Annotated in this window: 15 protein-coding genes; 2 read left to right on the forward strand and 13 right to left on the reverse strand. The window is 43.4% G+C overall.

The features are described from left to right. Positions 1-208: 208 nt before the first annotated feature. Complete coding sequence (gene yjgA / locus NO992_RS05785; RefSeq protein WP_039492934.1) at positions 209-727, reverse strand: ribosome biogenesis factor YjgA; 519 nt, start codon at positions 725-727, stop codon at positions 209-211. A gap of 136 nt (positions 728-863) precedes the next feature. On the opposite strand from yjgA, the gene pmbA reads away from it, so the two are divergent. Further along, entirely contained in the window at positions 864-2213 is a 1350-nt protein-coding gene (gene pmbA / locus NO992_RS05790) for a metalloprotease PmbA (protein ID WP_010376655.1), read from the forward strand. A gap of 68 nt (positions 2214-2281) precedes the next feature. Here the strand turns inward: pmbA and mgtE are convergent, their stop codons facing one another. The 12 genes from mgtE to NO992_RS05850 form a co-directional block, all read right to left on the reverse strand. After that, positions 2282-3640 carry a magnesium transporter gene (gene mgtE, locus NO992_RS05795; protein ID WP_010376656.1) on the reverse strand — a complete coding sequence of 453 codons (1359 nt, stop codon included), beginning with the start codon at positions 3638-3640 and terminating at the stop codon, positions 2282-2284. A gap of 722 nt (positions 3641-4362) precedes the next feature. Beyond that, positions 4363-4632 carry an HPr family phosphocarrier protein gene (locus NO992_RS05800; RefSeq protein WP_010376658.1) on the reverse strand — a complete coding sequence of 90 codons (270 nt, stop codon included), beginning with the start codon at positions 4630-4632 and terminating at the stop codon, positions 4363-4365. Further along, positions 4633-5499 (reverse strand): RNase adapter RapZ, encoded by an 867-nt coding sequence (rapZ, locus tag NO992_RS05805; RefSeq protein WP_010605937.1) that lies wholly within the window; start codon positions 5497-5499, stop codon positions 4633-4635. Beyond that, positions 5492-5950 carry a PTS IIA-like nitrogen regulatory protein PtsN gene (gene ptsN, locus NO992_RS05810; RefSeq protein ID WP_010605936.1) on the reverse strand — a complete coding sequence of 153 codons (459 nt, stop codon included), beginning with the start codon at positions 5948-5950 and terminating at the stop codon, positions 5492-5494. Before ptsN ends, rapZ begins: the two co-directional genes overlap by 8 nt. Before the next feature lies 1 nt (position 5951). Next, positions 5952-6239, reverse strand: a complete 288-nt coding sequence (hpf, locus tag NO992_RS05815; RefSeq protein ID WP_010376661.1) for a ribosome hibernation promoting factor — start codon at positions 6237-6239, stop codon at positions 5952-5954. 29 nt (positions 6240-6268) lie between these two features. Beyond that, on the reverse strand, positions 6269-7768 hold the full coding sequence (locus NO992_RS05820) for an RNA polymerase factor sigma-54 (RefSeq protein ID WP_253105401.1): 1500 nt from the start codon (positions 7766-7768) through the stop codon (positions 6269-6271). A gap of 46 nt (positions 7769-7814) precedes the next feature. Next, complete coding sequence (gene lptB, locus NO992_RS05825) at positions 7815-8540, reverse strand: LPS export ABC transporter ATP-binding protein (RefSeq protein ID WP_010376664.1); 726 nt, start codon at positions 8538-8540, stop codon at positions 7815-7817. Beyond that, positions 8540-9082 carry a lipopolysaccharide transport periplasmic protein LptA gene (gene lptA, locus NO992_RS05830; protein WP_010376665.1) on the reverse strand — a complete coding sequence of 181 codons (543 nt, stop codon included), beginning with the start codon at positions 9080-9082 and terminating at the stop codon, positions 8540-8542. Before lptA ends, lptB begins: the two co-directional genes overlap by 1 nt. Next, the gene (lptC, locus tag NO992_RS05835) at positions 9072-9626 is read right to left on the reverse strand and encodes an LPS export ABC transporter periplasmic protein LptC (RefSeq protein ID WP_010376666.1); all 555 of its coding nucleotides are present in this window, start codon (positions 9624-9626) and stop codon (positions 9072-9074) included. The genes lptA and lptC overlap by 11 nt, the downstream gene beginning before the upstream one ends. Next, positions 9623-10174, reverse strand: a complete 552-nt coding sequence (gene kdsC, locus NO992_RS05840; RefSeq protein ID WP_010376667.1) for a 3-deoxy-manno-octulosonate-8-phosphatase KdsC — start codon at positions 10172-10174, stop codon at positions 9623-9625. The genes lptC and kdsC overlap by 4 nt, the downstream gene beginning before the upstream one ends. Beyond that, positions 10174-11145: a KpsF/GutQ family sugar-phosphate isomerase gene (locus NO992_RS05845; RefSeq protein WP_010376668.1), complete on the reverse strand. Its 972-nt coding sequence runs from the start codon at positions 11143-11145 to the stop codon at positions 10174-10176. The genes kdsC and NO992_RS05845 overlap by 1 nt, the downstream gene beginning before the upstream one ends. Before the next feature lie 9 nt (positions 11146-11154). After that, on the reverse strand, positions 11155-12114 hold the full coding sequence (locus tag NO992_RS05850) for a calcium/sodium antiporter (RefSeq protein ID WP_010376669.1): 960 nt from the start codon (positions 12112-12114) through the stop codon (positions 11155-11157). Between the two features lie 174 nt (positions 12115-12288). On the opposite strand from NO992_RS05850, the gene NO992_RS05855 reads away from it, so the two are divergent. Further along, positions 12289-13089, forward strand: coding sequence for an ATP-binding cassette domain-containing protein (locus tag NO992_RS05855; RefSeq protein ID WP_010376674.1), 801 nt, complete (start codon positions 12289-12291; stop codon positions 13087-13089). Position 13090: the final 1 nt, after the last annotated feature.

The raw sequence follows: 13090 nt of genomic DNA on the forward strand, positions 1-13090 counted from the left end.
CAGGTGAACCCAAAGGGCAGCGCTTGATTAGTATTTCTACTGTGTTCTCGCCTGACTCACATAGAATAACTATGCTACGCAGGCTCTGCCTTGTACAAATACCAATCAAACTGCTGCAAAAACAAACTTGAAAGGTAAACAGGCCCTAATCATAAGCAAAAAGGCGCATCAGCGCCTTTTTATGTTGTATCAGAGCCACAACACTGCGTTACGGCATAATTGCTTCTTTTAAATACTGAAACAGCTCTTTGTAGGCTTTGCCTGGCTTCTCAGCTTTTACTTCTTTACTTGCTTGGCGCGCCATCTGGCGCATTTTTTGACGCTCAAGTTCAGGATACTTATCCAATAGCTCATTAATCTTGCTATCTCCTTTGGCAATCACTTCATCGCGAATAAGCTCAATCTTGTTCAGCAATACGTCTGCTTTATTGTTCTTATTTAGCATCAAATCCATCGCAGCCTGAATATCTTCGACATTTGGAGTACTACGCAATGTCTTCGCAATGTAGTTCATATGACGACGGTAAGCATCTGTTTTAGCACGTATCCTATCCGCAACAGTCATGGCCTCTTTAAGCTCGTCCGTTAGAGGTAACTTCTCACGCTGCTTCTTGGCAAGCCCTGCAATTTCACAGCCTAGTTCATGCAACTCTAGCGCCTCGCGCTTAAGCTCGCTTTTTGAAACGTAAATAATCTCTTCTTCGGTCGTTTGCTCGTGTTTAGCCATTGGTCTTGTCTATACTAGTAAATATTAAGGTCTCTAACATTAGAGTATACCACAATTGATCACTACAATAGTTAGTAGCTGTGATAGCATATTAACTAATATGTTTTAGTTAGACGAGCGAGCGGATAAGGTATCTATGACTCAACCTCAACAACACCCAATATATAATCAAATTGATGATGTGAAAAATGCAGTTGCCGATGTGTTAGCGCATGCTAAAAAACTAGGTGCAACCTCGGCAGAAGCGGCGATGTCTAGCACCTCTGGTCTGTCTGTAAGTACACGAATGGGAGAGGTTGAAACCATTGAGTTTAATCAAGACGGTGGTCTTGGTATCAGCGTTTATGTGGGTAACCATAAAGGCTCAGCATCAACAGCGGATCTGAGTCCTGAAGCTCTGCGCTCTGTGGTTGAAAAAGCCATAGATATCGCTCGATTTACCTCGGATGATCCCTGTAATGGTGTGGCGGATAAAGCCTTGCTAGAGATGTCACCAACAGATTTAGATCTTTTCCATCCTTGGCAAGTTTCTCCCGATGAAGCCATTGAGCAATGTATAGCTGCTGAAAAAGCAGCGTTAGAATTCGATCCTCGAATCGTGAATTCTGATGGCGCGAGCTTATCGAGCCACCAAGGGATCCGTGTATATGGCAATAGCCATGGCTTAATTGCAGGGTTCCCACGTACCAGACACAGCCTGAGTACTATGGTGATTGGTAAAGAAGGTGAGCAAATGCAACGGGACTCTGCATATACGTTATCTCGCGTGCACTCGGAGCTAAAATCCCCTGAAGAAGTTGGTTTAGAAGCGGCGCAATCAACGCTGGCAAAATTAGGCAGTCGTAAGGTATCAACGCGTAAAGTGCCAGTTATCTTTCGAGCGGATATTGCTAACAGCTTATTTGGACACTTAGTATCAGGTATCGGTGGTGGTGCGCTATATCGCAAGTCTAGCTTCTTATTGGATTCTTTAGACACACAGATTTTTAATCGCTGCGTAAACATTGAAGAGAAGCCACATTTACTAAGAGGACTTGCTTCGAGTCCTTTTGATAGTGAAGGTGTAAAAACCATCGACCGAGAAATTATCACAGATGGCGTGCTTAATACTTACTTATTGGCAAGCTATGCCGCACGTAGAATGAATATGCAAGCGACAGGTCACGCAGGTGGGATCCATAACTGGTTAGTAAAACCAACACACGACGATTTAACTAGCCTACTTGCGTCGATGGGCACCGGTTTGTTAGTCACTGAACTTATGGGGCAAGGTGTTAATACGGTAACTGGTGATTACTCAAGGGGCGCTGCTGGTTTTTGGGTTGAAAATGGAGAACTTCAATATCCTGTAAGTGAAATTACGATTGCTGGTAATTTAAAAGATATGTTTATGGGGATTGAAGGGATTGGCGGTGATATTGAATGTCGAGGCGCAGTACAAACCGGCTCAATATTACTCAATACTATGCAAATAGCGGGCGAATAACTCTCCCTCCTCAGTTCAAGAAATGCTGGTTTTGACCAGCATTTCCCGCTATGTAGACTATGTTACTGCTACACTAATAACCAAGTGGCGGTGCCAAGGAATGCAAAGATCCCGACAATATCAGTAACCGTTGTTAGTACCACACTACCAGCTAGCGCTGGATCGATATTCATTTTCTTTAACATAATTGGAATACTGGCTCCCGCGATACCTGCAGCGACTAAGTTCATAAACATCGCGAAGGCAATTACAGCACCGAGTGTAAAATCCCACTGCCATATAGCAATAACCCCTGCGATCAAGACAGACCACAGCACGCCATTTAAGGCACCTATCGCCAGCTCTTTACCCATTAAAAACTTTTGGTTAGTCTGGTTAATATGACCAAGGGCAATACCACGGATCACTAAGGTTAGCGTTTGGCTACCGGCAACGCCACCCATACTTGGTACTATGCCATTTAACACCGCGAGAATAGGTAAAATATCCAGAGTACCTTCGAAGAAGCTTGCAACAAACGCTGCCATTAAGGCGGTTAACAGGTTAATCCCAAGCCAAATAGAGCGGCGCTGGCTACTTTTTAGAACTGGCGCAAAGGTGTCTTCTTCATCTTCAAGACCTGCCATACTTAACAAGCTGTGCTCAGCATCTTCACGGATGACGTCAACAACGTCATCAATGGTGACACGACCAAGCAAATGGGCGTTATCGTCAACTACAGGAGCTGAGATCCAGTTATGACGCTCAAAAAGCTGCGCCACTTCAGATTCATCCATGGAGATAGGGATCGTTTCCTTATCTTCATCCATCAAGTCTCGAACCATACTGTCAGGAGACTTAGTTAATAAGGTATTGACTGGCAGCGTACCTAAAAAGCAGTTGTCTTTATCAACTACATACAACTCGTCCGTACCGTCTGGCAATTCGCCTTTAAGACGTAGATATCTAAATACAACTTCTAAGGTAACATCGGGTCGAATAGTGACCGTGTCGGTGCTCATTAGCGCACCGGCCGAGTGCTCCTTGTAGGACAATGCTTGTGTCGCACGTTCTCTATCTTGGCTATCCATCGCACCAATAACATCTTGGTAGACGGTATCAGGCAGGCTTCTCAGGACATCACCAAGGTCATCGTCGTCCATGTCTTCTGTAGCGGCAGCAATTAGCTCCGGCTCCATCTGGGCGATGATCCCAAGTCTTACGTCCTCTGACAGTTCCTCTAAAACATCCCCTTGGATATCTGGGTCAACGAGCTGCCACAGCATAGAGCGAACTTTATGAGGAGATGATTCTAAAAGCAGTGCTGTATCACAAGGAGCTGTTTCTGCGAGCATACGCCTAACTTGAACAAACTGACCACTGTTTAAGGCTTTAGTTACCTTTTGGAGTTGTTCCAGTGTGTAGTCTTGTTCAAATACTTCAGGCATAGGCATCCTTTTTGATAATAATGTTGGCTAACGTGATGAAGTTAACCCAATTCATTTACTTTATCGCAGAAATCAATTTCTTAATTTGAATTTTATTCGTGTTGTTTCTGCTGGTGGGTTGCTATCGTTAATACACGTTAAAGGTGTACGCAACGATAAAATAGGATTTTCTCGGCAACTCGCTTTACTGCACGAAAGAAACCTAAATTGGTATTACAGTGTAACTCAGTTTATTGGGAACTACCAAGGTTTACGCTTAATTATGAGAGACTTATTATACCAATTCGCTTAATTAAGTGATCTATTTTGAGGCGAGAAAATCTTGTCGATAACACGGCGAAAATTTTGCTATTTAACCTGAGGTTTGGATAAGGAATGTTCCAACTCATTGTTGCTAAAGCACAACTTAGTTTTTTCCTTGTTTAGCCAGCAAGTTTTAGGGAAAACAAGGCGAATTTACGCACCAATAGCTGGCTATTGGAAGTGAATTCAACGCAGTTAGCGCTAAAACTGGCTGCTAGAAAGGCATTAATTATCCGCAGCTCAGGTTATTTAGTTGTTCTAAATGAAAAATTTTTAACACAGTCAGCGTCAGATTTGCTCCTTCAAATTGAGCAAGTATTAAGACTAATTGGTATTATACCAGTCTGGTTACGGAGGGGGAGATTAGCAGGGAATAAATGAATCGGGCCTTAGTGCTATCTGGGCGCTAGTAACCCAAGTTACTCGGATTCATTAAATTTATTTTCTATTAGTCCACCAATGGCGTCTAGTGCATACTGAGCATCGGGACCTTCACAAACCACTCGTACTTCTTTTCCTTGGCTGCTTTCAAGTAACAACAGCGCTAGTACGCTGTCAGCAGCAGCACTTTTGTCTCCTTGATATAAGGTCACTTCGGCATCAAATTGGGTCGCTAATTGCGCAAGAACCGTCGCTGCTCGAGCGTGCAGGCCGAGCTTGTTCTGGATTAAAAACGTATCTTCTAACATTTAACCCTCTTGCTCACGGTGGCGAATTTTGACGTTGGGATGGGTTTTTGCAAATCGCTCGCCAATGGTTTGCGCTAAGTATACCGAGCGATGTTGTCCACCAGTACATCCTATTGCGATCGTTAGATAACTGCGATTATTACGCTCTAAGTGTGGTAACCAAGTTTGTACAAAGGTTTGGATCTGCCAAGTAAACTTTTGCACGATGCTGTGACTCGACAAATAGTCTTTGACTGGCTGATCTAGGCCAGTTAGCGGCTTAAGCTCAGGCTCCCAATGTGGGTTGGGCAAAAAGCGCGCATCAAAAACGTAATCCGCTTGTTTTGGGATGCCGTGTTTAAAGCCGAAAGATTCAAAGGTAATAATGAGTTGTTTGTCTTTCTTACCTAAGATTTTTTCGCGGATATCTTCCGCAAGTTGATGAACGCTCAGGCCTGTAGTATCAATGAGAAAATCAGCGCGTGTGATCAACACGTCTAACAATTCCCGTTCTTTCTTTATCGCAACATCTAATGGAAGATTATGTAGTGAAAGAGGGTGCAAACGGCGTGTTTCTGAGAAGCGTTTTATCAGGGTTTGATCGTCACTGTCTAAATAAAACAGGGTAGGTTTGGCGAAACCAGGCAAGTATTCAAGAATGTCATTAAACTCGTCCTGTTCTTTAGGCAAGTTTCTAACATCAATACTGACTGCAATTTTATTATAATTGTCGGAAACGCTGCGGACTAAAGACGGCAGTAAATTGACTGGAATGTTATCTACACAATAGTAGCCTAAGTCTTCCAATACTCGAAGCGCTACAGATTTACCAGAGCCTGAGCGGCCACTGATAATGATAAGCTCGAGTCCTTTTTCTTCATCACTCATCAAGTTCACCTTGGATCACTGCATATAACTCGTCATCACTTTTTGCTTGCCTAAGCATTTTGCAAAAAGACTTGTCTTTGAGTGTATCAGCAATCGCCGCTAAGGTCTTCAGGTGCTGTTGATTATCACCTTCGGGTACGATGAACGCGACAAAAATATCGACAGGCTGCTTATCTATGGCTTCAAACTGGATCCCTTGCTCGCTAACAAGCACCATTGCAAGGATTTTATCCAAACCTTCAAGTCTACCATGAGGAATGGCAATACCTTTACCGATCCCTGTGCTGCCTAATTTCTCTCGCGCCATTAAAGCGTCTAAGATAGCATGCTGACTGGTATTTGGAATTTGGCTATGAGCCAGTTCGCTGATGTATTCTAAAATACGTTTTTTGCTATTAAAAAGGACCGCAGCTTTACTGCAGTCCTTGTTCACCAATTCACTTAATTTCATCTTAGTGTCGAGTGAGCTTCTCTTTGTGTTTAATAACTTGACGATCTAGCTTGTCGATAAGGCCATCAATTGCGGCATACATATCTTGATGCTCTGTTGATGCAAATAGCTCGCCGCCGTTTACGTGTAATGTTGCTTCTGCTTTTTGTACTAGCTTCTCGACATCAAGGATCACATGCACGTTATTGATATGATCAAAGTGCCTTTCTAGCTTCGCAAACTTGTTGGTGACATAGTCTCTTAATGAGTCAGTAATTTCTACATGGCGACCAGTTAGATTTAGTTGCATAAGCATTTTTCCTTCTTGGTTTTTACGTCTTATATCAAGCTTTTACGCTGATTTGACGGTGGAATGGCTAGGGATTCACGATATTTTGCAATCGTACGTCTCGCTACCTTAATTCCTTGCTCAGCTAAGATATCTGCAATTTTGCTGTCACTCAATGGTTTCGCGGTATTTTCTGCAGCTATCAGCTTTTTGATAAGTGCTCTAATTGCTGTAGAAGAGCACTCACCTCCATTTTCTGTACTTACATGGCTAGAGAAGAAGTACTTCAGCTCAAATATTCCCCGAGGTGTATGCATGTATTTTTGTGTTGTCACACGGGAAATTGTGGACTCATGCATCTCAACCATTTCAGCAACATCATTTAGCACCATAGGGCGCATTGCTTCGGGGCCATGTTCAAAGAATGCCTGTTGTTGTTGCACAATGCAATTGGTAACTTTTAATAAAGTATCATTTCGGCTTTCTAAGCTTTTAATAAACCACTTCGCTTCTTGTAAATGTGAGCGAATAAACTGACTATCTGTACTGGATTTCGCTGTTCTAGACATCGCAGCATAATGGTCGTTTACTTTTATTTTAGGCATAGCATCAGGATTTAGCTCTACGACCCAACGACCTTTTACTTTTTTCACCGATACGTCAGGGATCACATATTCAGGCTCTTCATGAATAATGCTTGCCGCTGGTTTTGGGTTAAGACTATGAATTAACGTCATGACCTCTTTGAGATCGGCTTCTTTAAGGCGTGTTTTCTTAGTCAAAGTTCGATAGTCACGGCTGGCAAGCAAGTCGATATGCTCTGTCAGGATCATTTTCGTTTCGGCAATCCATGGCGTATCTGGGGCGAATTGATTTAGCTGAATACACAAGCATTCTTGTAAACTACGCGCTGCGATACCGACAGGATCGAAAAGCTGAATACGTTTGAGCACGGCTTCGACTTCATCCAGCTCAATAGGCTCTTCGCTACTCTCATCATTAATGCTTTCTAAAATGTCTTCGCAAGACAGTGTTAAAATGCCTGACAGGTCGACCGCTTCAATAATCGCAATCGCAATCGCTCTATCTGTTGGACTAAATGGTGTCAGCTCAAGTTGCCACATGAGATAGTCGTGGAGAGATTCAGAGGTTTCCCCTTGATAAACATTATCGTCATCGGGAAGTGGGCCTGAGCTTGCAGCGGGCGCTGCACTCATATACTCGTCCCAAGTGACATCCATGGCGAGGTCATCGCTCACCGTGTCTTTGCTCATGGCTGTATCTGAGTCTATCTCATAGTCACTAACCTGCACTTCATCGCTTGAATCTTGATTGTCGTCAGCACTGCTCTTTTCTTGACTGTGTTGGTCAGTGTTTTCGCCGTCAGTATTATCACCTTCTTCCACTTCCAACAATGGATTGCTGTCTAATGCTTCTTGTATTTCTTGTTGCAGATCCAATGTACTAAGCTGCAGCAAGCGAATGGCTTGTTGCAGTTGTGGAGTCATTGTAAGTTGCTGCCCCATGCGCAGCTGTAATGATTGCCTCATGTATCTCTAACAATCCTTTTTAACAGTTATTAATACTACGTCTTAACTATAGCTTGAATTGTTCGCCTAGGTAGACATCTCTTACGGTTTGATCTGCCAAAACATGTTCTGGCGTGCCTGCAGCGATTAACTCACCATGTGAAACGATGTAGGCTTTTTCACATACGTCCAGTGTTTCTCTAACGTTATGATCGGTGATTAGCACACCGATACCGCGGTTTTTTAGGTGCTCTATGATTGTCTTTATATCTAACACCGAAATAGGATCAACACCAGCAAAAGGTTCATCTAACAGGATAAACTTAGGGTTAGCGGCTAAAGCGCGAGCAATTTCTACGCGTCTTCTTTCGCCTCCCGACAATGCCATGCCCTGTGAGTCGCGAATGTGTTGGATATTAAACTCATCCAGTAACTCGTTTAGTTCAGCTTCTCTTTCAACTTTAGATAAGTCTTTTCGAGTTTCTAAAATCGCCATCAAATTTTGATAGACCGTGAGTTTTCTAAAGATCGAAGACTCTTGCGGTAGATAACCAATACCAAGTCGCGCGCGGCTGTGCATTGGTAGCAAAGTGATATCTTCGTCATCAATCTGAATAAAACCTTTGTCGCTTGGTACTAACCCTACAATCATATAAAAGGTCGTGGTTTTACCTGCGCCATTCGGGCCCAATAAGCCTACAATGCTGCCAGCTTGAACACTTAAGCCAACATTTTTGACGACCTGGCGGCCTTTATAACTCTTTGCTAGACCAGTTGCTTTGAGCTCGCTCATTAATTGTTACCTTCTTCCTGCGCTTTTTTATCTTTTGCGTCTTTTTTGTCATCAACAGGAACAAGGATGGTTCTTACACGGGAATCTTCTTGGTCTGAGCGCTCAGCACTGATCAGTTGCTTTTCAATGTCATAGGTGATGACCTGAGCATTGATTTTTTGCCCAGTTTGATTGATTTCCGCATCGCCAGAAATGACTAAGGTGCCTTTCGCAACGTCGTAGCGAATTTCGTTTGCTTTGGCTTCTAGCAAATTACCATCAGGTTGACGTTCGCTGAAAATAGCTGGGCTGCCAGTTGCAACAAGCAGTTGCTTGTTAGTACCAAGCTCCGCGCGGCGATGGACTTCTAGGCGATCGGCATTTATTTTTCTGTTGCCATGAATAATAACAACATTCTGTTCAAAAATACCGATGTTGCTTTGCAGTTGAGCTTGCTGACGGCCAGCATCAATAATGACTTCATTTTGTTCTGCAGCAATTACTAGAGTAGAACTTGCAAGCAAGCCGATGAAAACTAGTTTGTTAATGATTTTACTGGTCATAATAAATTGTCTTTGTGTGGTTGATGAGTTCGATCACTTGCTTTTGTAGATCCGCATGCAGTCCTTTACCCGTGATCCTAAGACTAGGACCCGTGATAACGACAGGGTGTTCCGACTTCATCAATTTTTGCTTAATTTCAACTCTTACATTATCGGCATTGATATCGGTGATCATGGCGTTAGGCGTTAAATTCTTTGCCAGCACATTGCCCTCTAATATCAAGGTATTGTTTTCGTACAGTGTTGCTTCTAATGCACTTATTTGCCAATTTTGCTCACCGTTATATAAGGTGAAAATAGGCTTTTCAAAGTGACTAAAGCCAAGATCTTGATACAACTCCATCTTATCAGCAGTTACCTGATAGTTTAATAAGCCATTTTCACTATAGGTCGTTTGCTGAAGTGTGGTTGCAACATAATCGGGCTTAGCTAACGGTTCATCTTCTTTTGCTGAGTCCGCCTCTGATGGATTAAACATGGGCGACCACATCCATACCATTATTGAAGCGAAAACAATGAGTAAGATGACACGCAATACGGTCATGTACTTGATCCTTTGGAAGTCAATAAGTGATTTTGGCTGAGCATTAGAAGATCAGTCAGTTCTCTCACAGCACCAAAACCACCAGGCATCAAAGTGGTGTAGTGGGCGATACGTTTGACAAGAGGATGTGCATCATTGACGGCAACGGCAAAACCGACCTGTTCCATTACGGGTAGGTCTGGACCATCATCGCCAATATATGCAATTTCGTCATCACTAAGGTTGAGCTTAGTCTTCAATTCATCATATGCCACTAACTTGTTTTCTTGGCCTTGGTAAATATAAGTTACATTTAAACTAGTCATGCGTTGCTGAACTATTTGTGAATGTCTACCTGTGATAACGGCGACTTCGATACCACTATCAATCAAGGCTTTAATACCAAACCCGTCTTTGGTATTAAATGCTTTCAGTTCTTCACCATTGTTACCAAGGTATATACGTCCATCTGAGAATACGCCATCAATATCGCAAATCAATAATTTGATTTGTTTTGCTTTTTCCCAAGCTTCAGTTGAAATCGTCTGATATAAATCTTCAAATTGCATTACAGCACCCCCGCTCTAAGTAAATCTTGCGTATTCAAGGCGCCAACCGGTATGTTGTTTTTGTTTACCACAATCAAGCCATTAATTCGTTTGGTTTCCATGATATTGAGTACCTCTGCTGCGAGCATATCGGCGCGTGCCGTCGTACTTTTAGCCGTCATAACTTGCGTGATTGGGGTGGTGTGAATATCGATCTTTTGTTCGATAATACGGCGCAAGTCGCCATCGGTAAAAATACCTTGCAATTGCGAGCTTTCATCTACGATTGCCGTCATACCTAAACTTTTAGCTGACATTTCAAATAAAGCTTCTTTAACTGTGCAATGACTTTTAACCATAGGGATTGCATCCCCTTGATGCATGACATCAGCAACGGTTAGTAGTAGACGTCTTCCTAAACTACCACCTGGATGGGAAAGTGCAAAATCATCAGCCGTAAAGCCTCTGGCTTCAAGTAGCGCAACCGCGAGTGCATCGCCCATCACTAGCGTAGCTGTGGTGCTCGCCGTGGGTGCAAGTCCTAATGGGCAGGCTTCTTTTGATACCTTAACACAAAGGTGAACCGTCGCATTACGAGCCATTGTCGAGCTCGGGTTGCCTGTCATAGAAATAACGGGGGCCCCTAAGCGCTTTATCACAGGCAGGATTGAGATCACCTCTTGGGTTTCCCCTGAGTTGGAGATCATCAAAACCACATCATCTTTGGTGATCATACCCAAGTCGCCGTGACTTGCTTCTCCTGGATGAACAAAAAATGCGGGGCTGCCAGTACTTGCGAGTGTCGCTGCGATTTTGTTTCCGATGTGGCCGGACTTACCCATGCCAATCACGATGATGCGACCTTGGCAGCCAAACATAATTTCACAGGCTTTTACAAATTGTTGATCAACAAACTGTTGCACTTCTTCTATTGCTGCAAGTTCAGTAGCAAAAACTTGATTTGCAGAATCAATAAATGGGTTCGTTGTCACAAGGCTTCCTTAAATGATGTAGTAAATATAACCGACGAAGCTTGCGACAAGTATGCCACCTTCCAAGCGGTTGATGCGGCGCTGACCTGTTAGGCTGAGGCTCATTAGGATAAGCAGCAGTGTCGCGCCAAGCATAATAAAGATATCACGTGACGCAATATTGGCGTCGAGGACAGATGGGTTAATAATCCCAGCAATCGATAGCACTGCCAATATATTAAAGATATTCGAGCCAATAATATTGCCAAGCGCTAGATCGTCTTCTTTTTTAAGTACGCCAGCAACACATGCCGCAAGCTCGGGTAAACTAGTACCAACGGCGATAATGGTTAATCCTATTAGCAGGTCACTCATGCCAAAATATTTGGCGATGTCAACCGCGGCGCCAACGAGATAGTCCGCGCTAATAGGCAGTAAAATCATACCCACGATTAACCAGAAAACGGCTTTTTGAGTTGGAATATTATTTGGCACTTCTTCACAGGCTTCACTGACAAATGGGTCATCATTATCTCCACCACCACGCTTGGTGATAATGATAAGTGCAAGAAGAAAAGCGGCGAAACCGACTAATAACAAAACACCTTCTACGAAACTAAAGTGGTTATCACTAACGATATACCAAGCTGCCAATGAAACGATGACTAACAGCGGCATTTCGCGGCGCAAAATACCAGAGCCAACGGAGAGTGGCCTTAATAACGCGGTGAGACCCAAAACGAGTAAGATATTGGCGATGTTAGAACCTATGGCATTGCCCACGGCGGTGTCTGTTTTATCTGCAAGAGCGGCTTGCGCAGCAACCATCATTTCTGGTGCTGAAGAACCCATGGCCACGATAGTTAAACCAACAATTAATGTTGGCACACCAAAGTTTCGTGCAAGAGCGGCCGCACCAAAAACAAAGCGGTCAGCACTCCAAACCAGTGCAATAAAGCCAAGAATGAGAATAACAAACGATAAAACCATGAACCTCTAGCCAATAGGATTAAAATTTCGATAGATACTACCAAAAGCGCTCTGGAAAGTATAAGCAAACCGTTACATTTCACTACTTACAAAATTTTACCAAAACGATTTTCCATCTTGTTTGAAAAAAAAGTATCATACTTGGATGAATATAGTCTGGATCTGGAGAGCGACTTGTCGCAGTCAATTGTAGAAATCAAGGATGTAACCTTCTCTCGGGGTGAAAGGATCATCTACAAAAACATGAGCTTTTCTGTACCAAAGGGCAAAATTACCGCAATAATGGGACCGAGTGGCATTGGTAAAACCACCATGCTGCGTTTAATCGGTGGTCAGCTTAAGCCTGATAGCGGTGATATTCTTTTTGCTGGAAACAGTATCCCTAACATGTCACGAGCAGCTTTGTATCAAGCTCGAACGCGCATGAGTATGTTATTTCAAAGCGGTGCTTTGTTTACCGATATGAGCGTGTTCGACAATGTGGCATTTCCTCTACGCGAGCATACCGAATTATCTGAAGAACTAATCCGTTTAGTGGTGCTAATGAAGCTTCAAGCGGTTGGTCTTCGTGGTGCAAAAGATTTAATGCCGGCAGAGCTCTCTGGCGGTATGGCAAGACGCGCGGCTTTAGCACGTTCTATCGCGCTTGATCCTGAATTAATTATGTACGATGAACCGTTTGCAGGTCAGGATCCGATCTCCATGGGGGTTCTAGTTCGCTTGATTAAGTCCCTTAATGAAGTGTTGGGATTATCGTCGCTGATAGTCACTCATGACGTTACTGAAGTGCTGAGCATTGCCGATCACGTTGTTATTATTGCTGAGCAAGGTGTGATTGGTACAGGAACCCCTGAGCAGATGCTTGAACATGAATCGCCATTAGTGCAGCAGTTCTTACAGGGCCTTGCGGATGGGCCTGTGCCATTCCACTTTAAAGCGCCTGATTATCAGCAAGCGCTGTTGCAAGGAGAGTGAG

This window comes from Pseudoalteromonas sp. DY56-GL79 (assembly GCF_041414765.1).
Lineage (GTDB): Bacteria > Pseudomonadota > Gammaproteobacteria > Enterobacterales > Alteromonadaceae > Pseudoalteromonas > Pseudoalteromonas piscicida.

What these genes read in the sequence shown, in the direction of transcription:
- rapZ (WP_010605937.1), bottom strand. Translation starts at nt 5,499, where the DNA reads ATGAGTGATGAAGAAAAAGGACTCGAGCTTATCATTATCAGTGGCCGC.
- ptsN (WP_010605936.1), bottom strand. Translation starts at nt 5,950, where the DNA reads ATGAAATTAAGTGAATTGGTGAACAAGGACTGCAGTAAAGCTGCGGTC.
- yjgA (WP_039492934.1), bottom strand. Translation starts at nt 727, where the DNA reads ATGGCTAAACACGAGCAAACGACCGAAGAAGAGATTATTTACGTTTCA.
- NO992_RS05820 (WP_253105401.1), bottom strand. Translation starts at nt 7,768, where the DNA reads ATGAGGCAATCATTACAGCTGCGCATGGGGCAGCAACTTACAATGACT.
- lptB (WP_010376664.1), bottom strand. Translation starts at nt 8,540, where the DNA reads ATGAGCGAGCTCAAAGCAACTGGTCTAGCAAAGAGTTATAAAGGCCGC.
- NO992_RS05850 (WP_010376669.1), bottom strand. Translation starts at nt 12,114, where the DNA reads ATGGTTTTATCGTTTGTTATTCTCATTCTTGGCTTTATTGCACTGGTT.
- kdsC (WP_010376667.1), bottom strand. Translation starts at nt 10,174, where the DNA reads ATGCAATTTGAAGATTTATATCAGACGATTTCAACTGAAGCTTGGGAA.
- mgtE (WP_010376656.1), bottom strand. Translation starts at nt 3,640, where the DNA reads ATGCCTGAAGTATTTGAACAAGACTACACACTGGAACAACTCCAAAAG.
- hpf (WP_010376661.1), bottom strand. Translation starts at nt 6,239, where the DNA reads ATGCAACTAAATCTAACTGGTCGCCATGTAGAAATTACTGACTCATTA.
- NO992_RS05800 (WP_010376658.1), bottom strand. Translation starts at nt 4,632, where the DNA reads ATGTTAGAAGATACGTTTTTAATCCAGAACAAGCTCGGCCTGCACGCT.
- pmbA (WP_010376655.1), top strand. Translation starts at nt 864, where the DNA reads ATGACTCAACCTCAACAACACCCAATATATAATCAAATTGATGATGTG.
- lptC (WP_010376666.1), bottom strand. Translation starts at nt 9,626, where the DNA reads ATGACCGTATTGCGTGTCATCTTACTCATTGTTTTCGCTTCAATAATG.
- lptA (WP_010376665.1), bottom strand. Translation starts at nt 9,082, where the DNA reads ATGACCAGTAAAATCATTAACAAACTAGTTTTCATCGGCTTGCTTGCA.